At 60.4% G+C, this 18,885-nt stretch carries 15 protein-coding genes, 1 other RNA gene and 2 pseudogenes; 8 read left to right on the top strand and 10 right to left on the bottom strand.

Annotation, left to right across the window (positions count from 1 at the left end):
• The first annotated feature begins 67 nt into the window (after positions 1 to 67).
• The 3 genes from hemN to CKW25_RS21160 all read left to right on the top strand — a co-directional run bounded on the left by hemN (position 68) and on the right by CKW25_RS21160 (position 2,922).
• The gene (hemN, locus tag CKW25_RS21170) at positions 68 to 1,450 is read left to right on the top strand and encodes an oxygen-independent coproporphyrinogen III oxidase (RefSeq protein ID WP_095082230.1); all 1,383 of its coding nucleotides are present in this window, start codon (positions 68 to 70) and stop codon (positions 1,448 to 1,450) included.
• 110 nt (positions 1,451 to 1,560) lie between these two features.
• The gene (gene fnr / locus CKW25_RS21165) at positions 1,561 to 2,295 is read left to right on the top strand and encodes a fumarate/nitrate reduction transcriptional regulator Fnr (protein WP_095082228.1); all 735 of its coding nucleotides are present in this window, start codon (positions 1,561 to 1,563) and stop codon (positions 2,293 to 2,295) included.
• A 78-nt stretch (positions 2,296 to 2,373) separates the two neighbouring features.
• Positions 2,374 to 2,922 carry an adenine phosphoribosyltransferase gene (locus CKW25_RS21160; protein WP_095082226.1) on the top strand — a complete coding sequence of 183 codons (549 nt, stop codon included), beginning with the start codon at positions 2,374 to 2,376 and terminating at the stop codon, positions 2,920 to 2,922.
• A gap of 256 nt (positions 2,923 to 3,178) precedes the next feature.
• Here CKW25_RS21160 and CKW25_RS21150 read toward each other — a convergent pair whose 3' ends face one another.
• The 5 genes from CKW25_RS21150 to dnaX all read right to left on the bottom strand — a co-directional run bounded on the left by CKW25_RS21150 (position 3,179) and on the right by dnaX (position 8,826).
• Positions 3,179 to 4,327 (bottom strand): acyl-CoA dehydrogenase family protein, encoded by a 1,149-nt coding sequence (locus CKW25_RS21150; protein ID WP_095082222.1) that lies wholly within the window; start codon positions 4,325 to 4,327, stop codon positions 3,179 to 3,181.
• Positions 4,328 to 4,435: 108 nt separating this feature from the next.
• Positions 4,436 to 5,038, bottom strand: a complete 603-nt coding sequence (recR, locus tag CKW25_RS21145; protein ID WP_095082220.1) for a recombination mediator RecR — start codon at positions 5,036 to 5,038, stop codon at positions 4,436 to 4,438.
• A gap of 77 nt (positions 5,039 to 5,115) precedes the next feature.
• The gene (locus CKW25_RS21140) at positions 5,116 to 6,150 is read right to left on the bottom strand and encodes an NADP-dependent oxidoreductase (protein WP_095082218.1); all 1,035 of its coding nucleotides are present in this window, start codon (positions 6,148 to 6,150) and stop codon (positions 5,116 to 5,118) included.
• A 179-nt stretch (positions 6,151 to 6,329) separates the two neighbouring features.
• Positions 6,330 to 6,668, bottom strand: a complete 339-nt coding sequence (locus CKW25_RS21135; protein ID WP_008028561.1) for a YbaB/EbfC family nucleoid-associated protein — start codon at positions 6,666 to 6,668, stop codon at positions 6,330 to 6,332.
• A gap of 67 nt (positions 6,669 to 6,735) precedes the next feature.
• On the bottom strand, positions 6,736 to 8,826 hold the full coding sequence (gene dnaX / locus CKW25_RS21130) for a DNA polymerase III subunit gamma/tau (protein WP_095082216.1): 2,091 nt from the start codon (positions 8,824 to 8,826) through the stop codon (positions 6,736 to 6,738).
• Positions 8,827 to 8,972: 146 nt separating this feature from the next.
• Here dnaX and CKW25_RS21125 point away from each other — a divergent pair, with 146 nt between their 5' ends.
• Complete coding sequence (locus CKW25_RS21125) at positions 8,973 to 9,737, top strand: ABC transporter substrate-binding protein (RefSeq protein WP_095082214.1); 765 nt, start codon at positions 8,973 to 8,975, stop codon at positions 9,735 to 9,737.
• 3 nt (positions 9,738 to 9,740) lie between these two features.
• Here CKW25_RS21125 and CKW25_RS21120 read toward each other — a convergent pair whose 3' ends face one another.
• On the bottom strand, positions 9,741 to 11,441 hold the full coding sequence (locus CKW25_RS21120) for a bifunctional diguanylate cyclase/phosphodiesterase (protein ID WP_095082211.1): 1,701 nt from the start codon (positions 11,439 to 11,441) through the stop codon (positions 9,741 to 9,743).
• Between the two features lie 482 nt (positions 11,442 to 11,923).
• Here CKW25_RS21120 and CKW25_RS21115 point away from each other — a divergent pair, with 482 nt between their 5' ends.
• On the top strand, positions 11,924 to 12,238 hold the full coding sequence (locus CKW25_RS21115; RefSeq protein WP_095082209.1) for a helix-turn-helix domain-containing protein: 315 nt from the start codon (positions 11,924 to 11,926) through the stop codon (positions 12,236 to 12,238).
• 455 nt (positions 12,239 to 12,693) lie between these two features.
• Here CKW25_RS21115 and ffs read toward each other — a convergent pair.
• Both ffs and CKW25_RS21105 read right to left on the bottom strand, forming a co-directional pair.
• An RNA gene (ffs, locus tag CKW25_RS21110) (signal recognition particle sRNA small type) lies at positions 12,694 to 12,790 on the bottom strand.
• Between the two features lie 158 nt (positions 12,791 to 12,948).
• Positions 12,949 to 14,061, bottom strand: a pseudogene (locus CKW25_RS21105) (putative zinc-binding metallopeptidase).
• A gap of 331 nt (positions 14,062 to 14,392) precedes the next feature.
• Between CKW25_RS21105 and CKW25_RS21100 the strand changes: the two are divergent.
• The 3 genes from CKW25_RS21100 to CKW25_RS21090 all read left to right on the top strand — a co-directional run bounded on the left by CKW25_RS21100 (position 14,393) and on the right by CKW25_RS21090 (position 16,237).
• Positions 14,393 to 14,881, top strand: coding sequence for a type VI secretion system tube protein Hcp (locus CKW25_RS21100; RefSeq protein ID WP_095082207.1), 489 nt, complete (start codon positions 14,393 to 14,395; stop codon positions 14,879 to 14,881).
• Between the two features lie 7 nt (positions 14,882 to 14,888).
• A complete protein-coding gene (locus tag CKW25_RS21095; RefSeq protein WP_095082205.1) occupies positions 14,889 to 15,866 on the top strand; it encodes a hypothetical protein in 978 nt (325 codons plus the stop codon).
• Positions 15,867 to 15,940: 74 nt separating this feature from the next.
• The gene (locus tag CKW25_RS21090) at positions 15,941 to 16,237 is read left to right on the top strand and encodes a hypothetical protein (protein WP_143497390.1); all 297 of its coding nucleotides are present in this window, start codon (positions 15,941 to 15,943) and stop codon (positions 16,235 to 16,237) included.
• Between the two features lie 109 nt (positions 16,238 to 16,346).
• Here CKW25_RS21090 and ligA read toward each other — a convergent pair whose 3' ends face one another.
• On the bottom strand, positions 16,347 to 18,704 hold the full coding sequence (gene ligA, locus CKW25_RS21085; RefSeq protein ID WP_095082201.1) for an NAD-dependent DNA ligase LigA: 2,358 nt from the start codon (positions 18,702 to 18,704) through the stop codon (positions 16,347 to 16,349).
• A gap of 86 nt (positions 18,705 to 18,790) precedes the next feature.
• Positions 18,791 to 18,885: pseudogene (locus CKW25_RS27120) on the bottom strand (maturase); the annotation flags it as partial.

Raw genomic sequence — 18,885 nt, 5'->3', positions numbered from 1 at the left:
CAAGATTCCCCTCGTGGCAACCCCCTAGACTCGCTGACACTGCCAGCCTATCCGGGGGAACGCCCGCATGCTCGACGCCATTCGTTGGGACACAGACCTGATCCGCCGTTACGACCTGGCGGGACCACGCTACACCTCGTACCCGACCGCGGTGCAATTCAACAGCCAGGTCGGCACGTTCGACCTGCTCCACGCCCTGCGTGACAGCCGCAAGGCCCGGCGCCCGCTCTCGCTGTATGTGCACGTGCCGTTTTGCGCGAACATCTGCTACTACTGCGCCTGCAACAAAGTCATCACCAAGGACCGCGGCCGCGCCCAGCCCTACCTGCAACGCCTGGAACAGGAAATCCAGCTGGTCGCCTGCCACCTGGACCCGAACCAGAAAGTCGAACAACTGCACTTCGGTGGCGGCACCCCGACTTTTCTCAGCCATGACGAACTGCGCCAGTTGATGGCGCAACTGCGCAAGCACTTCAACCTGCTGGATGACGATTCGGGCGACTACGGCATCGAAATCGACCCCCGGGAAGCGGACTGGTCGACCATGGGCCTGCTGCGCGAACTGGGCTTCAATCGCGTCAGTATCGGCCTGCAGGATCTCGACCCGGCGGTACAACGGGCGGTCAATCGCCTGCAAAGCCTGGAGGAAACCCGGGCGGTAATCGATGCTGCGCGCACCTTGCAGTTCCGCTCGATCAACATCGACCTGATCTACGGCCTGCCCAAGCAAACCGCCGACAACTTCGCCCGCACTGTCGAGGAAGTCATCAGCCTGCAGCCCGACCGCCTTTCCGTGTTCAACTACGCCCACCTGCCCGAGCGCTTCATGCCGCAGCGGCGAATCAACAGCGACGACCTGCCGGCGCCCGCCGAAAAGCTGAAAATGCTTGAGCGCACCATCGAGCAACTGACCGCCGCCGGTTATCGCTACATCGGCATGGACCATTTCGCCCTGCCTGACGATGAACTGGCCATCGCGCAGGAAGAATCGACCCTGCAACGCAATTTCCAGGGTTACACCACGCACGGCCATTGCGACCTGATTGGCCTCGGCGTGTCGGCCATCAGCCAGATCGGCGACCTGTACTGCCAGAACAGCAGCGACCTGAACGAATACCAGAACGCCCTGGCCAACTCCCAACTCGGCACCAGCCGTGGCCTGCTGTGCAATCAGGACGATCGGTTGCGCCGGGCGGTGATCCAGCAACTGATCTGCGGGTTCCGCCTGGAGTTCGCCACGGTCGAACAAGACTTCAACATCGATTTTCGCGGTTACTTCGCCGGACTCTGGCCACAGTTGCAGGCGATGGCCGAGGATGGCCTGATCGAGCTCGACCGTGAAAAAATCCTGGTCCTGCCCGCCGGGCGACTGCTGGTGCGCTCAGTGTGCATGGTGTTCGATGCCTACCTGGAGCAGCAGAACCGCCAACGCTTCTCTCGGGTTATTTAAAGCACTGGGCGCACCCACGAGGTTGCGCCATGTTGCCGCAGACTGGCTTCAAGGTCCTTGCGTAGGTTACCCTTACGCCTTATGTGTGTTTTCCCACAAGGATCTAAGAAATGTCCGAGCCAGTTAAACTGCGCGCTCATAACCAGGCTCATTGCAAGGATTGCAGCCTGGCACCACTTTGCCTGCCACTTTCTCTGAATCTGGAAGACATGGATGCGCTGGACGACATCGTCAAACGTGGCCGCCCACTGAAAAAAGGCGAATTCCTGTTCCGCCAGGGCGACGTTTTCGATTCCGTCTTTGCAGTACGCTCGGGCGCCTTGAAAACCTTCAGCCTGAGCGACAGCGGCGAAGAACAGATCACCGGCTTCCACCTGCCGAGTGAACTGGTCGGTTTGTCCGGCATGGACACCGAGAGGCATCCGGTGTCCGCCCAGGCGCTGGAAACCACCTCGGTCTGCGAAATCCCCTTCGAGCGCCTTGATGAACTGGCCCTGCAACTGCCGCAATTGCGCCGTCAATTGATGCGGGTGATGAGCCGTGAAATCCGCGACGACCAGCAAATGATGCTGTTGCTGTCGAAGAAAACCGCCGACGAGCGCATTGCCACCTTCCTGGTCAACCTGTCGGCACGCTTCCGCGCTCGCGGGTTCTCGGCCAACCAGTTCCGCCTGAGCATGTCGCGCAACGAAATCGGCAACTACCTGGGCCTGGCGGTGGAAACCGTGTCCCGGGTGTTCACGCGCTTCCAGCAAAGCGAGTTGCTCGCCGCCGAAGGCAAGGAAGTGCACATCCTCGACCCGATCCAGCTGTGCGCGCTGGCCGGCGGTTCAGTCGACGGCTGACGATACGCAGGTGGCTGAGCGGCCCCGCTCAGCCACGGTTATACTGTCGCGTTTGTAGCCTGCCAGGACATCCCGACGATGGTCATCGACTCCTTCGACATCAAATCCCTGATCCGCCCCGTGATCGACTTCCCGAAGCCGGGCGTAATTTTCCGCGACATCACCCCGCTGTTCCAGTCGCCCAAGGCCCTGCGCCTGGTGATGGACTGCTTTGCGCACCGTTATGTCGAGGCCGACTTCACCCACATCGGCGCCATGGATGCCCGTGGTTTCCTGATCGGCTCGGTGCTCGCCTACCAACTGAACAAGCCACTGGTGCTGTTTCGCAAGCAAGGCAAACTGCCGGCCGACGTACTGGCCGAGGGTTACCAGACCGAGTACGGCGAAGCCTTCCTCGAAGTCCACGCCGACAGCCTCTGTGAAGGGGACTCGGTGCTGATGTTCGACGACCTGATCGCCACCGGCGGGACCCTGATCGCCGCCGCCAACCTGGTGCGACGCATGGGCGCCAGCATCTTCGAGGCCGCGGCCATTATCGACCTGCCGGAACTGGGCGGTTCCCAGCGCCTGGAAGACATGGGCATCCCGACGTTCTGCCTGACGCAGTTTGCGTTGTCCGAAAAGTAAGCGCTTGCACTGACGCCTTCGCGGGCAAGCGGAACACCGCCCGACGCTCGCTCCTACAGGGCAATGCAGGCGGCGCCTGTAGGTGCGAGCTTGCTCGCGATGACCGTGAGCGCGACGCGGGGTGTCAGGCAGCACGCGTTATCGTTGGCGACCATCGCGAGCACGCTCGCTCCTACAGGGATCTGTTTCGCACACAAGATTTGTGTCTCGCGACAATCCCCAGTGGGAGCAGGCACGTCAACCGCCATACCGCAATCTATAGCCCCATCTGCTTGCTGATGATTTCATTCATCACTTCCCGGGTACCGCCGCCAATGGAGAGGATCCGGTTGTCGCGGTACAGCCGTTCCACCAGGCTGTCGCGCATGTAACCCTGCCCACCGAGGATCTGCACCGCGTCGTAGGTGATGCGGTCGGCGGTGTCGGTGGCGAGGTTCTTGGCCATGGATATTTCCTTGATCACACTCTTGCCCGCCGCCATTTTCGCGGCCTGGCGATAGGTGAACTCCCGGGACACCTCCAGCGCCGTGGCCATTTCCGCCAGACGATGCTTGAGCACCTGGAACTTGCCAATCGGCTTGCCGAACGCTTCGCGCTGCCGCGCCCACTTCAGGCTCTCTTCCAGTGCCAGCTGCGCGGTCATGTTGGCCATCAGCGCCAGGGCCAGGCGCTCGCTTTGAAAGTTACCCATGATGCAGGCAAAGCCCATGTTCTCGGCACCGATCAGGTTACCCACCGGCACCTTGCAGTCGTCGAAAAACAACTCGGCCGTGTCCGACGCCCACCAGCCCATTTTCTTCAACTGGCGACCGACGGTGAATCCCGGCGTGCCCTTTTCGATCAATAGCAGGCTGATGCCGGAAAACCCCGGCTCACCGGTGCGCACCGCAACGGTATAAAAATCCGCACGTACCCCGCTGGTGATAAAGGTTTTACTGCCATTGACCCGGTAATGGTCACCGTCACGCACAGCATGGGTCTGCAGGTTGGCGACATCCGAGCCGCCACCGGGTTCGGTGACCGCCAGGGCGCTGATTTTCTCGCCACTCAGGACGTGCGGCACCACCCGGTCGCGTACCTCGGGCCTGGCCCACTTGACGATCGGCGGCAGACCGATGTCCAGCGAGCCGAGCCCCGCCACCAGCCCGCCGGAACCGCAGCGCATCAACGCTTCGCTGGCGGCAATCTTGGCAAACAGGTCGCCTTCGTGGCTGCCACCCAGCGCCTCGGGGTAACCGATGCCGAGGATGCCCGCCGCGCCGGCCTTGTGGTAGAGCTCACGGGGAAAGCCCTCGGCCTCTTCCCACTGATCAATGTCCGGAAGAATCTCGCGCTCGACGAAACGTCGCACGCTGTCACGGACCAATTCATGGCTTGGGTCGAAGTATTCCTGGAAGGCAGGCATCGGCGAACTCCACTGAAGGTTCAGCGAAGTTAACCGAGCGCTTGCTTGGTTTTCAAGCGTCTTCAGCGAATCAGCCGAAGCGCGAGGCCGGCAACGTCAAGCCGGACGCTACAGAACGATCGGCTTACGCCCCGCAAAGGAATGAGCCAGGGTACCGCCGTCTACCAGTTCCAGCTCGCCACCCAAAGGCACGCCATGGGCAATGCGCGAGGCGATCAGGCCCTTGTTGCTGAGCAACTGGGCAATGTAGTGCGCGGTGGCTTCGCCTTCCACGGTCGGGTTGGTGGCGAGGATGACTTCGGTGAAGGTGCCCGCCTCTTCGATCCGCGCCAGCAGCTGCGGGATACCGATGGCTTCAGGGCCCAGGCCGTCAAGGGGTGACAAATGGCCCTTGAGCACGAAGTAACGACCGCGAAAACCGGTCTGCTCCACGGCATAGACATCCATCGGCCCTTCAACCACACACAACAATGTGTCGTCACGCCGAGTGTCCGAGCATTGCGGGCACAAGTCATCTTCGGTCAGCGTGCGGCACAGCCGGCAATGGCCAACCCCTTCCATCGCCTGGCTCAACGCCAACGCCAGCCGCGAACCACCGCTACGGTCACGCTCGAGCAGTTGCAGCGCCATGCGCTGGGCGGTTTTCTGACCGACACCGGGCAAAGTACGCAGGGCGTCGATCAGTTGGCGAATCAAAGGGCTGAAGCTCATGGTAGAAAGGTCCGACAAATCAACGAGACGCGGTTTATACCCGCGCCTCTGGCCAGCGTCAAATGCTCATCCGGGCGTCAGTCTTCGGCGACCCGTACCACCAGCTTGCCGAAGTTACGCCCCTCCAGCAGCCCGATAAATGCCTCGGGCGCCTGCTCCAGGCCAAGGACGACATCCTCGCGAAACTTCACCTTGCCTTCACGCACCCAGGGCGCCATCGCCTTGATGAACTCCGATTGCCGATCACCGTAGTCGTCGAAGACGATAAAGCCCTGCATCCGCACACGCTTGGTCAGCAGCAGGCGTTGCAGCAGCGGCAAGCGATCCGGGCCGGGGGGCAGCTCCTGGGCATTGTACTGCGCAATCAGGCCGCACACCGGGATCCGCGCCTTGGGATTGAGCAGCGGCAACACCGCGTCGAACACCTTGCCACCGACGTTTTCGAAATACACATCAATGCCGTCGCCGCAGGCCTGCGCCAACTCATCGGCAAAGCTCGGGCTGTGGTGATCAATGCAGGCATCGAAGCCCAGCTCCCGGACCACGTAACGGCATTTGTCGGCACCCCCTGCAACCCCCACGACCTTCAGACCCTTGATTTTCGCCACCTGTCCCACCACCGAACCCACGGCACCGGACGCTGCAGCAACCACCAGGGTCTCGCCGGCCTTGGGCTGGCCGATGTCCATCAGGCCCATGTAGGCGGTCATCCCCGGCATACCGAGGACACCCAGTGCCAGGGAAGGACTCGGCCAGCCCGACGGCACGGGGACCAGCGCCCGGCCATCACTGATGCTATGGCTCTGCCAGCCCGTAATGCCCACCACCAGGTCGCCCTCCTGGAATTTCGGGTTCAGCGAACGCTCGACCCGGCTGACGGCACCACCGGTCATCACATCGCCGAGCGCCACGGGCGCCGCGTAGGACGGTGCATCGCTCATGCGTCCGCGCATGTAGGGATCGAGCGACAGGTAGAGGGTCTTGAGCAGCACCTGGCCTTCACCCAGCTCCGGGAGCGCCACCCGCTCCAGGCGAAAATTTTCCGGCACCGGCGCCCCCGAGGGCCGCGACACCAGGACGATACGTTGGTTGAGGGTCAATGCGTGTGGCATGTGAGCATCTCCTTGTACGATGAACGTGGTGGGTATAGGGAGCAGACCGTGACGGGGATCTCGCGTTCGATGTTTTTGCCGGCTCGGTGGCGACATGAGCAATCGCCTTCAACCAGAAACAAAAATGCCAGGCGCGATGCCTGGCATTTTTTGTAGCCCATCCGAAGCGCCTTGGCGAATCAGAACGGCAGTTTCATGCCCGGTGGCAATTGCATGCCGGCAGTCATGCCGGACATCTTGTCCTGGCTGTTGGCTTCGATCTTGCGCACCGCGTCGTTGACGGCGGCGGCGAACACGGCTTCGAGCATCTCCTTGTCGTCTTCGCTCAGGCCTTCCACCAGGCTTGGATCGATGGTCACGCGCTTGACGTCGTGACGACCGGTCATCACCACGGTGACCATATCGCCACCGGCTTTACCGGTGACTTCGGCGTTGGCCAGTTCTTCCTGCATCTTGGCCATTTTTTCCTGCATCTGCTGCGCCTGCTTCATCAGGCCGGCCATGCCACCTTTCATCATGGGAATCACCTCAAAAGTACTTGGATCAAAACAGCGCCCGGCCAAGCGGGCCGGACGCCTTCAGTTATTAGCCCTGGCTGACCAGGGCCTCGACAGGTTCAATAGTATCGTTACGGATCACCGCGCCGAACTGTTGCATCATTTGCTGGATGAACGGATCGCCGTGGATCGAATCCTCGGCCTCGCGCTGGCGATCGGCACGTCGACGCGAGGCGGCCTGGGCCGGGGTTTCCTGCTCGGGCTTGATCAGTTCGATGCTCACCGTCAGGGTACGCTGGTGATACTGGTTCAGCGCATCGTTGAGTCGGCGTTGCTGGGTGGCGTTGAACAACGCACTGTGGGCCGGGTCCAGGTGCATCAGCCAGTGATCGCCATCAACGGCAATCAGCGTGCAGTTGGCGGCGATGCTGCCGGTCATGCCGGAAATCGGCAGCTTCGGGAACAGCTCCAGCCATTGCAGCGCCAGACCGGTGGCCGGCATCGCGGCGGGCTCCGGTTCAGGCTCCGGCGCCGGTTCCGCGGCATGCTCACTGGCCAGCTCATCCAGGTAGCTGTAGGCCGAATCCTGGTCCGGCTCGATGTAGTCCTCATCCAGCGGCGGCTCGTCGTCCAGGTCCATGCCCGGCGTGGCGGCATCGACCTGCGCCACGCTCGGCTCAGGAATCGACTCGGCGGCCCAGGCCGGTGCGTCCGGCACGACGCTGTCTGGAACCGGCACCGGCATCGGCGTCAGGTCAGGCTGTTCGGCGGTCGTTTCCAGCATGGGCTCGGCAGCCGGCTGCTGCACGACGGCCGGTTCTACCGGGTCGTTCCACGGCAGGTCGACTACTTCCTCGGCAATGGCCACGGGTGCTGCCACCGCCTCAACCACCGGCGCAGGCACCACCTGGGGCGCAACCGGCGCAGGTGCAGGTGTCGCCACCTCGGCCATCGGCTGCACCGCAGCCTCCACGACAGGAGCCGCAGCCACGACCGGCGCCACACGCTGCGCGCCAGCCACCGAGTTCGCGGAATCAACTGTGGCCTGGCTGATCCCCACTGGCTTTAGCGGTTGCCTCGGTGCATCCGCGGTGTCTGCCGGCCGGAAGGCAAGCATTCGCAGCAGGACCATTTCGAAACCACCACGCGGGTCCGGCGCCAGCGGCAAGTCGCGACGACCGATCAGGCCCATCTGGTAATAAAACTGTACGTCTTCGGCCGGCAAGGCCTGGGCCAGCGCCAGCACCCGGTCACGATCGCCATGGCCGTTGTCCACGCCCTCGGGCAGGGCCTGGGCAATCGCCACCCGGTGCAGCACGTTAAGGATTTCCGACAGCACGCCATTCCAGTCCGGGCCCTGCTCGGCCAGGTGGCGCACCGCTTCGAGCAACGCCTTGGCGTCGCCCTCGATCAGCGAATGCAGGACGTCATAGACCTGCCCATGATCCAGGGTGCCCAGCATCGCCCGCACGTCAGCCGCCATGACCTTGCCTTCACCGAAGGCGATGGCCTGGTCGGTCAGGCTCATGGCGTCACGCATCGAACCGTCGGCGGCACGCCCGAGCAACCACAGGGCATCGTCTTCGAACGGCACATTCTCGACACCCAGCACGTGGCTCAAATGCTCGACCACGCGCTCCGGCGTCATGTTCTTCAACGAGAACTGCAGGCACCGGGAAAGAATCGTTGCCGGAAGTTTCTGCGGGTCGGTGGTCGCCAGGATGAACTTGACGTAGGGCGGCGGCTCCTCGAGGGTTTTCAACAGTGCATTGAAGGAATGGCTGGAGAGCATGTGCACTTCGTCGATCAGGTAGACCTTGAAGCGCCCACGGCTCGGCGCGTACTGGACGTTGTCGAGCAACTCGCGGGTGTCCTCGACCTTGGTCCGGCTCGCGGCGTCGATCTCGATCAGGTCGACAAAGCGCCCTTCGTCGATCTCACGGCATACCGAACACGTGCCGCACGGCGTCGAAGTGATACCTGTTTCACAGTTCAGGCACTTGGCAATGATCCGCGCAATGGTGGTCTTGCCCACGCCGCGAGTGCCGGTAAACAGGTAGGCGTGGTGCAGCCGCTGGCTGTCCAAGGCATTGATCAGAGCCTTGAGCACATGGGTCTGGCCGACCATTTCGCGGAACGAGCGCGGACGCCATTTACGTGCAAGAACCTGATAACTCATCGAAAACCGTCGCAACGAAGGAAGCTGAAGCGGCTAATGCTAGCGGAGCAAGGGCAAAATTGCATCCGGTGCGCTCGGCTAATCTGTCTAAGCTGGTCTTTGGGGACGCTTTAATCGGTGTATGGCGGCATTCTGCTGGAGAGTTTATGCGTTCAGCCCTGGGGGTTCTGCTGTTAATCGGCACCTGCGCAACGGCCGCGCCCACACCGATACGTTTCGCGATCACCGACAGCTGGGCCATGCCCATGGCGCAGATCGAGCGCGGCCGGCCCGTCCAGGGCATTTTGTACGACATGATGCTCAGCCTGGCCACCCAGATCGGCGTGCCGGCCGAATTCAAGGTGCTGGCCCGCGCACGCGTGCACAGCAGCATGGAACACGGGGAAATCGATGTGCGCTGTTTTGCGGCGCAGGCCTGGCTGCCCAACCAGTCCGGGAACTACATCTGGAGTGTCCCGCTGTGGCTGCAGCGTGACCTGTTGATCGCCCGGCCTGGCACTCCCGCCCCAGTGGTCCCGGCGCGCCTCACCGCGCAGCCCATCGGCACTGTACTCGGGTATTACTACCCGACCCTGCAGCCACTGTTCGACAGCGGGCAACTGCAACGCGACGACGCGCGCAACCAGGACCAGGTCCTGCACAAGCTGCAGGCCGGGCGCTATCAGTACGCCGTGAGCAATCAATGGACCCTGGCCTGGTTCAATCAACGGATGACGCCCGACCAGCAACTGCATGTCGTCACGGTGCTGCAGGAATTGAATGTCGGTTGCTACGTGCGCAATGACCCAAAAGTACCGGTACAACGAATTCTAGGCACTTTGCACAAAATGAAAATGTCCGGGGAAATCGACGACATCATCCAGCTCTACACGGGCACCCGCGAACCGGTCCTGGCCTCCCCCGCGCCATGAACCTCAGATCACCCGGTCCAGCGCCTGCCACTGGACGGGAGCGGCGAACCCTGCAACCCAGCCTGGGACCTCGCTGGCCGGCATCGGCCGGGCAATGAAATACCCCTGCGCCACCTCACACCCCAGGCGCAGCAACAACTGGCCATGCTCCACACTGTGCAGGCCTTCGGCGACCACCTCTCGCCCGAAGGCCCGGGCCAGGCCGATCACGGCAGTGGTCAACGCCAGGTCGTCACGATCATGCAGGATGTCGCGCACAAAGGACTTGTCGATCTTGATGGTCTGGGTGTGCAGGCGCTTGAGGTAACTGAGCGATGAGTGACCGGTGCCAAAATCCCCCAGCGAGAACCTCACGCCCAGCGCCTGGCAGGCTCGCAGGCAAGTGCTGACATGCTGGATGTTTTCGATCGCCACCGACTCGACGATCTCAAGATCGAGCAGCCGCGGGGAGACGCTGGCATGACGCTGGAGCACGCCCTTGAGCCGCTCGAAAAAGTCGGCACGCTGAAAGTGCCGTGCGGCGATGTTGATGCTGACCGGCCACTGCAACCCGAGCCGCTGCCACCGGGACAACTGCTCCAGCACCTGCTCCATGACCCACTCGCCGATGTCGACGATCAGGTCCGTTTCCTCCACCCATGGCAAAAACTCCCTGGGCGGCACCACGCCCCTCTCCGGGTGCTCCCAGCGCAGCAACGCCTCAAAGCCCACCACCGTGCCGCTGCGCATGTTGACCCGGGGCTGGAAATGCAGGCGCAACTCGTGATTGAGCAAGGCCTGCCGAACCCGCGCCACGGTCTGGTAGGTCGCCTTGACCTCCCGGTCATGCACCACATCAAACAGGTGAAACCGATTGCGCCCGCTTTGCTTGGCCACGTACATGGCCTGGTCGGCATGGCGCAACAAGGTTTCTGCGTCTTCGTTGTCCACCGGGAACAGCGTGACGCCGACACTGGCGTACACATGCAACTCCTTGCCCAGGATCGAATACGGGGCCGAGATCACCCCCAGTACCCGGTTCAGGGCCGCACGCAACTCCGACACGTCGCTCACATCGCGCAAGATCAGCACGAACTCGTCCCCGGCCAGCCGCGCGACCACATCCTCGCCCCGCACAATATCGCGAAGGCGCTTGGCCACTTCGACCAGCAACAAGTCGCCACAGGCATGACCATAGCCGTCGTTGACGGCCTTGAAGCCATCGAGATCGAGCATGCACACCGCCAGCGGGACGTCCTCCGCACGAGAGAACGCCAGGGCCTGGTCGAGCAAATCAAAGAGAAACGCCCGATTGGGCAAGCCAGTCAGCACATCGTGCCCCACCCGCCATTCCAGGGAGTGCAGCAACTGGCGTTTCTCACTGACATCGAAGCGAATGGACACATAGCGCATCACCCGGCCGGTCACTTCATCCAGCACCGGTACCATGGTGCTGTCGACCCAATACAGGCTCCCATCCTTGGCCCGGTTGCAGATTTCCCCCTTCCAGACCTTGCCCAGGGCGATGGTGCGCCACATGGTCGCGAAGAAATCGCCAGGGTGCAGTCCCGAGTTCAGCAGGCGATGATCGGCGCCCAGCAACTCTTCACGGCTATAGCCCGATATCGCGCAGAACCGGTCGTTGACGTGAATAATCCGCCCGCTCAGGTCGGTCTCGGAAAATATGGCGGCAGCGTCCACTGCCCTGCGGTATTTCTCATCCATGAGCGTGCCCCATCTAGCGGCTGCACCGCTCGACCAGTGCGCAATGCCTGGCAGAGATGAAGGAGTAGGAGGTGCGCTGCCGGGGATCGTGCAGCCTTTGAAGCGGCGGGAGTAACGTCCTTGCAAGCGTGCGGACCAGCAAATTCAGATGCACTTTAAAACTCCATGAACAGCAGGTGATGGCCCCGGGACATATAAAGATCGACTAGTCTTGAAGACCTCGCGACACTCAGACGAGCGTCCGGTACTGGCAAGGTTGACGGCCCCGGGTGTCATCGACACGCCCTCCAGACCGGTCCAGGGCTGACGCAATGATGGCCGTTTCTCATCACCCGAACATCCAGCACCAGGCCAGCCAATATGCGAGCCAAACGCTAATTCTACGAAATACATCACGTTTTTAAAAGCAAGGTGATGGTTCATGCAGTTGTCCAATGCAAAAAACTGTCGTTAAGTTCTTGATTCTAAATGGGAATCGAGCGATGCACATTTCAAGTTTGGGTCCAGCCATCAAACGCTACCGCAAGGTAGCCGGGCTTACTCAGGCTGAACTTGGCGAGAAAACCGGTTTTGACCCCAAAACCATCAGCCGCTTCGAAACCGGCACCTACGCCCCCAGCGTCGAAGCCCTGTTCAGCTTTGCCGACGTACTGGGCGTGAAGCCCAAGGCGTTCTTTGCCGACCTGGGCGACGAAGAAGAGCAGCGTGCCTATCTCTTCGGTGTCATACACAAAGCCCCCCCAAAGGATCTGGGAAAGCTGATCGCAGCGGTAGATCAAGCCTTGTCCAAGCCTTAGAGCCAGAAACAGAAACAGAAACAGGCGGAGTAACGACTGATCGTTGCCCCGCCTGTTTTGTTTGATTACGCCTGGAAACCAGCGCGCCCGGCAAAAAAGACCCATGACCGGGAATTGGCAGCCTCGGTAAGTCGTCATCGTCAAACACCTGGGCGCGCGACTGGCAGAACGCCGATGCGCGCACCCAGCGCGCAGGCGCAAAGAGATCAATCAGATGCCTGTTGATGGGTGCAGTTTTTCCAACCGGGGGAATAACGCGAACGCATTGGCAGCAGCAGACACCTTGAACCGAGGAGCGTTCAGAGGGCAATCGGCAGGGAGACTGACAAAAGAGACGTCTGCAACGAACAGACTTTCGCGCGGGCCCGTTTGGGTCAGCTGAGATGGCGTTCTATTTTGAGGATTTTTCGAGGATCAGCCCGTTTCTGAAGAACGAGCTAGCGTTAAGGTGGCGACCCCACCAGCCACACCCCGGCACACAATGTCACCGCTGCGGCTGCTCCCTTCCAGGCCTGACCGGGTTCACGGCTGATCGTTGCGGGGGGACCGATGGGGTCACCATAACGACGCTCGCCAGTCGGCAAGCCGCGCCATTGTACCTATCTGAGACGAAGTTACAACCGTTGGTTTCGGATTAAAAATACGAGGCCCGTCAAGGACCTGCGTTGTTCGCGGTTTTATTGTGCCAACACCTCGTCCGCCCTGCCACCCTACTGCCGGATCACCAGGTGGATGAAATGCAGTTTGCCGATCACCGCGGGTAGCAGGACGAAGGAATAGAAGTCCGGCTGCCCCATGCTGCGTGACAACTCATTGAGCATGCCGGCCTGTTCGATCCACGCGTTGACGAACAACAGGAACACCGGGCCGCCAGGGTGCTGTGGGTCATAAAGGACGCTCGACGCAAATGGCTGATAGTCGAAGTCCATTTCTCGCGCATTCATGCCAAACCCCACCGCGTCCATCACGTGCAGGTAATGGGCCCAGGTTTCCGCCCACGCCCAGTCTTCCCATGGGTGCATGGTGGCGTAGGCACTGACGTGGCTTTGCTGCCAGTCCAGCGGTGCATCCTGCTGGTAATGTTGCTCCAGCACCTCGGCGTAACGGAAGCGTTCATTGCCAAACAAACCGCGAAAGCCCTCAAGCCAGGCGCCATTGGCAATCAATCGATCCCAGTAGCAGTGCCCCACCTCATGTCGAAAGTGCCCGAGCAGGGTGCGGTAGGGGTCGTGCATCTGCATCCGGACGCGCTCGCGATGCGCATCGTCAGCCTCCTTGATGTCTAGAGTGATCAGCCCGTGGTCGGCGACTTGCCCTCAAGGTCGATACCGACGAAATCGAACGCCAGCCCGCACACTTCATCGACAGATTTGAGGACCAACTGCAACCCCAGGCTGACCAACTGTGCAACCAGACGGCGCTTGGCGATCGCGACTTTGCGCCAATGATCGTAGTTTTCCGTAATCGACAGGTCGGGGATGGTCCGGTTTAGGCTACAGGCCATGCAATGCATGCCCGTGTCTGATTCAGACAGTAGCCAGTGACAGACCGCCGGGGTATCGCAGTTGGTGCAGCGGCGAAACGGCCCCGACTGCAGCTCGGCATCGAGTTGCCAGGTGTCCGGCTGCAAACCGGGCTTGCGGGGAAGACAAGCGGTTTTGCTCGGACTGATAGCCCAAGGCCGCGGAAGAGGCCTGACACTGACTGTTGCGAAAAAACAGCTACTGCCCGCAACAGCAATACCAGACCTTGCTGTTGCGCGAGTTTTCGCCCATGAAAGGCACGGCGATACGCGAACTGAGCTGTTCGAAGAAACGGTACATGGCGATCTCTCCCTGAGACTTGCCATGACTAGATCATGGATGGCTGTTGAACGTTCCCATATTTTCACGCAGGAGACAGTTTGGCCCCGGGATTGCATGTGGAGGGAAGACGGAAATTTGAACTAGTGGACTGCAACGACTCGTTCGTTTTCAATCAGGGCTAGAGTCTGCGATTTTGGTGGAAACACCCTACAAGCCCAAAGTAAAACATAAGTAGGAAAGATCCGATTTTTCTGTTTAATGGCTTTTAGGTTAGCCATTGCTTATTCAGGAGTAGTACATTTACTCATGCAAGAATTGATAAACAATTCAATTACCACGGAGAGGTAGCATGGCGTTTGATGCATTTGTCAAAATCGAAGGTATTCCAGGTGAAGCGCTGGATGAAAAGTACCGTAACTGGATCGAGGTCAGCGGATACAGTTTTGGCACTCATCAAAGTGCCTCGGCAACGGCCAGCTCTGCTGGCGGTGCGACCGCCGGCCGCACAACGCTGAGCAACTTCACCTTTACCAAATTTCTGGACAAATCCAGCTGCAAACTGATGGAAGCGAGTTGCGCCGGCGAACACCTGAAAGAAGTAACGTTGATTCTTAGTCGTGCGGGAACTGAAAAGCTCAAATATTTCGAGATCATTCTCGAGGAAGTCATCATTGCCGACTATATGCAAAATGCCAGCGCTGGTATTCCAGTAGAAATCGTGCAGCTGAATTATGGCCGCATCAAGACGATCTATACCCAGCAAAAGCGCAACGATGGTGCCGGTGGCGGCAATGTAGCGGGCGGCTGGGATCGCATCAGCAATAAAAAATATTCGTGAGGCTGAAATGGCGGAGCCTCTATCGTTCATCAATTCCCGAACCCAGCCTTTCGAGTCCCTCAAGGCTCAATTGAGTCTGACCGGCATATCAAAAAGCAAGTTCGATGCGCTCAACAGCCACATCGCCAACACGGTAGTGCTGGCAGGCGAGCTCGTTATCATCGGTGACCTGTCTACTGCATCCAATACGAGTCAAGAGGCGTACTTGATGGCCAGGGCGAGCGAAATCCATATCGGCTTGCTGACCAATCATGTCGACGCTGACGACTTCTTTCTGGACAACTTCGAACTGCTCCAGGGCATGCTCGCTCACGGCTCTGTTGGCGCCGCCGTCGTCAGTGATGGGTGGAGCAAGTACATGACCAGGATCAAGACAACCCTGGAGGAGATTGAACAGCTCCATAAGGAATATCTGCGTTCTGGATCAATAGCCGCCAGGGACAGGTTTTACAGCGAACGCGCCACGCTTTTCAGCAAACTGGAAAAGCAACTGGGAAATGTCACGTCCTATGGCTCCGGACTGCGTCATCAAGGCTCGATAAAAAGAATGCTGGGGATTTCTACTAAAAGTTACATGACTACCGGCGAGGTTGCGGGCTATGCACAAAAAGTCAGCGGCGTGGCCAGGGCCGCGAAACTTATCAAGAGAGGAGTCTATATAGGCGTTGCGCTGAATGTTGCTTCGTCCGGGCTTGATATCAGGAAGGCTTGTGCGTTGGGGAGGGAGGATGAGTGCACAAAGGCCAAGTATGTAGAGGGCTCTTCTTTGATTTTAGGCTTGGTGGGTGGAGCCGGTGGGGGCACTCTAGGCGGGCTCGCTACAACTTACGGCTGCATAGCGGCGTTAGGCATTGCTACCGGAGGTCCCGGCGCGCTGGTGTGCAGCGTGATAGGCGGTGCTGTAGGAGGGTGGGCCGCTGGATCGCTCGGGGAAAAAACGGGTGAAAAAGTCGGCGAGTATTTGCATAGAGAAATGACGCAATGAGCCCCCCACCTCTCGGTCTGATTGGACTCTTCATCGGGGCTCCGTTGACGCTTATCACGATATGGTTGTTTTACATGGTTCATATCTACACAGAAAAAGCGGAAGCACTGATGCCAAACAGTCGTTTCGTAGAAGCTAACATAGGAGTTTTTTCACAAGCGGGCCTTATGGGGAAAGCCATGCGCAATGGCTTTCTTACTGTGGTGTTGCTGACGCCAACCCTCACTGTAAAAAGGGGTTTTGTGAGTGTCGCCAACGTCAGAAAACTCCCGAAAGGCTTGAGACAAAAATTGGTCGTAACATGGGGCTCTAGCACCTTTTTCTTTTTCGCCCTGATCGCACTCAATATGTATCGAAGATACATTGAGTAAATTACCAACATTTCGTCGGCCATCACCTCAGGGAGCGCGACTCTTAAGAAGGCTTGCAGGAGAGATACCACAATGGGTCATGCTCTCCCCCCTCGCCACAAGGTCCGCTTCAGACCGAAATCCCCTGCCCCTTAAGAAACGCCACGAAGGCCTCTTCGTCCAGCACCTTCAACCCCAACTCATTGGCCTTGACCAGCTTCGAGCCGGCGCCCGGACCTGCCACTACGCAATAGGTCTTGGCCGACACCGAGCCCGCGACCTTGGCGCCGAGGCTTTCGAGCTTGTCCTTGGCGACGTCGCGGCTCATCAACTCCAGGCTACCGGTCAGTACCCAGGTCTGCCCCGCCAGCGGCAAGCCTTCGACGACTTTCTTCTCGCTGTGCCAATGCATGCCGAAATCATGCAACTGCTGCTCGGCACTCAACGCCAGCTGGCGATTTTTCTCGACGGCGAAGAACTCGCGCACCGCGTTGGCCTGCTTCTCCGGCAGCGCCTGGCGCATATCCAGCCAGTCGGCGGCGATGATCGCCTGCAGCGAACCGAACTTGTCCGCCAGTTTCTGCGCCCCACCCGGGCCGACCGAGGGAATGTGCAGCTTGTCGATCATTCCGCCCAAGGTGGTGCTGGCGGCGAACTCGGCCCCCAGTTCACCCTGGTCTTGAATGTCCAGGCCGTGACCCAGCAACGCTTCGATCACCCGCTGGTTGTGCCCGTCGGTAAAGAAACTGTGAATCTCGTAAGCGACCTCCAGGCCGACGTCCGGCAAGTAGGTCAAGACTTCCGGCAACGCTTGCTGAACGCGCGCCAGCGACCCCAGGGAGCGTGCCAGCACCTTGGCCGTCTCTTCGCCGACGTCGGGAATCCCCAGGGCATAGATGAAACGCGCCAGCCCGGGCTTCTTGCTGTCGGCGATGGCGCCCAGCAGGTTGTTGCTCGACAGTTCGGCGAACCCTTCGAGGTCGACGATCTGCTCGAACGTCAATGCATAGAGGTCCGCTGGCGAGCCGACCAGGCCCTCATCCACCAACTGCTCGACACTTTTCTCCCCCAGCCCTTCGATGTCCATGGCGCGGCGCGACACAAAATGGATGATCGCCTGCTTGAGTTGCGCACCACAGGCCAGGCGCCCGACGCAGCGATACACCGCGCCTTCGCTGATGGTCTCGCGACCCTTGCTGCGCTTGACCAGTTGCGTGCGCTCGACATGGGAGCCGCACACCGGGCAGCTCTCGGGAATCTGCACCGGGCGGGCATCGTCCGGGCGACGCTCGGCGACCACCTGCACCACTTGCGGAATCACGTCGCCGGCACGGCGAATGATCACCGTGTCGCCGATCATCAACCCCAGGCGCGCCACTTCGTCCATGTTGTGCAAGGTCGCATTGGACACGGTCACGCCCGCTACCTTCACCGGTTTCAAGCGCGCAACCGGAGTAACGGCGCCGGTGCGACCGACCTGGAACTCCACATCGAGCAACTCGGTGAGCTCCTCCATGGCCGGGAACTTGTGGGCAATCGCCCAGCGCGGCTCCCGCGCACGGAAGCCCAGTTCGCGCTGCGAGGCAATGCTGTTGACCTTGAACACCACGCCATCGATTTCGTAAGGCAAGGCGTTGCGGCGCTCGCCAATGTCGCGGTAGTAGTCGAGGCACTCGCCGATACCCTTGGCCAGCTTCAGCTCGCGACTGACCGGCATGCCCCACTGCTTGAGCTGCTGCAAGAGACCAATGTGCGTTTCGGCAATGTCTGCCGACACCTGGCCAATGCCATAGCAGCAGAACTCCAGCGGGCGACTGGCGGTGATCTTCGAATCCAGCTGGCGCAGGCTCCCCGCCGCGGCGTTACGCGGGTTGGCGAAGGTCTTGCCGCCGGCTTCCAGCTGCGTCGCATTGAGGCGCTCGAAACCGGCCTTGGACATATAGACTTCGCCGCGCACCTCCAGGGTCGACGGCCAGCCGCTGCCCTGCAGCTTGAGCGGAATATTGCGCACCGTGCGCACGTTGATGCTGATGTCTTCGCCCGTGGTGCCGTCACCGCGCGTGGCGCCACGCACCAGCTCGCCATCCTGGTACAACAGGCTGACCGCCAGGCCATCGAGCTTGGGTTCGCAGCTGTACTCAACCTCGACACCGCCGCCAAACAAATCACCGGCCGGCAGGCCCAGGCCTTCGCTCACCCGGCGATCGAACTCACGCATGTCGGTTTCTTCGAAGGCGTTGCCCAGGCTGAGCATCGGCACTTCATGACGCACCTGGGTAAAGGCCGACAACGCCGCACTACCGACCCGCTGAGTGGGCGAATCACGGGTGACCAGCTCGGGATGGGCCGCTTCCAGCGCCTTGAGTTCGTGGAACAACCGGTCGTACTCGGCGTCCGGAATGCTCGGCTCATCCAGTACGTGGTAACGGTAGTTGTGCTGATCCAGCTCAGCGCGCAGCTCTAGGATGCGGTTTTCGGCGGCGTTCATGGGTGTTCTCTCATAATCGAGTAGGAGGCGGATTTACATCCGCCGTCCTCTCACACCACCGTACGTACGGTTCCGTATACGGCGGTTCAGGTTAAGCGGTTAAGCCGGGTTATCGTGTCCAGTATTGAGACCAGCCCGAGTCGATCCCAGAGTTTCTTCGGCAGCGCCTGATTCATATGGG

The organism is Pseudomonas sp. Irchel s3h17 (assembly GCF_900187505.1).
Lineage (GTDB): Bacteria > Pseudomonadota > Gammaproteobacteria > Pseudomonadales > Pseudomonadaceae > Aquipseudomonas.
This window is presented reverse-complemented; position numbering and strand designations above follow the sequence as displayed.

Excerpts from the sequence above, each read along its gene's own strand:
- ligA (WP_095082201.1), bottom strand. The coding sequence starts at position 18,704 with ATGAACGCCGCCGAAAACCGCATCCTAGAGCTGCGCGCTGAGCTGGAT.
- CKW25_RS21125 (WP_095082214.1), top strand. The coding sequence starts at position 8,973 with ATGCGTTCAGCCCTGGGGGTTCTGCTGTTAATCGGCACCTGCGCAACG.
- CKW25_RS21160 (WP_095082226.1), top strand. The coding sequence starts at position 2,374 with ATGGTCATCGACTCCTTCGACATCAAATCCCTGATCCGCCCCGTGATC.
- CKW25_RS21135 (WP_008028561.1), bottom strand. The coding sequence starts at position 6,668 with ATGATGAAAGGTGGCATGGCCGGCCTGATGAAGCAGGCGCAGCAGATG.
- CKW25_RS21095 (WP_095082205.1), top strand. The coding sequence starts at position 14,889 with ATGGCGGAGCCTCTATCGTTCATCAATTCCCGAACCCAGCCTTTCGAG.
- fnr (WP_095082228.1), top strand. The coding sequence starts at position 1,561 with ATGTCCGAGCCAGTTAAACTGCGCGCTCATAACCAGGCTCATTGCAAG.
- hemN (WP_095082230.1), top strand. The coding sequence starts at position 68 with ATGCTCGACGCCATTCGTTGGGACACAGACCTGATCCGCCGTTACGAC.
- CKW25_RS21115 (WP_095082209.1), top strand. The coding sequence starts at position 11,924 with ATGCACATTTCAAGTTTGGGTCCAGCCATCAAACGCTACCGCAAGGTA.
- dnaX (WP_095082216.1), bottom strand. The coding sequence starts at position 8,826 with ATGAGTTATCAGGTTCTTGCACGTAAATGGCGTCCGCGCTCGTTCCGC.
- CKW25_RS21150 (WP_095082222.1), bottom strand. The coding sequence starts at position 4,327 with ATGCCTGCCTTCCAGGAATACTTCGACCCAAGCCATGAATTGGTCCGT.
- CKW25_RS21120 (WP_095082211.1), bottom strand. The coding sequence starts at position 11,441 with ATGGATGAGAAATACCGCAGGGCAGTGGACGCTGCCGCCATATTTTCC.
- CKW25_RS21090 (WP_143497390.1), top strand. The coding sequence starts at position 15,941 with ATGGTTCATATCTACACAGAAAAAGCGGAAGCACTGATGCCAAACAGT.
- recR (WP_095082220.1), bottom strand. The coding sequence starts at position 5,038 with ATGAGCTTCAGCCCTTTGATTCGCCAACTGATCGACGCCCTGCGTACT.
- CKW25_RS21140 (WP_095082218.1), bottom strand. The coding sequence starts at position 6,150 with ATGCCACACGCATTGACCCTCAACCAACGTATCGTCCTGGTGTCGCGG.
- CKW25_RS21100 (WP_095082207.1), top strand. The coding sequence starts at position 14,393 with ATGGCGTTTGATGCATTTGTCAAAATCGAAGGTATTCCAGGTGAAGCG.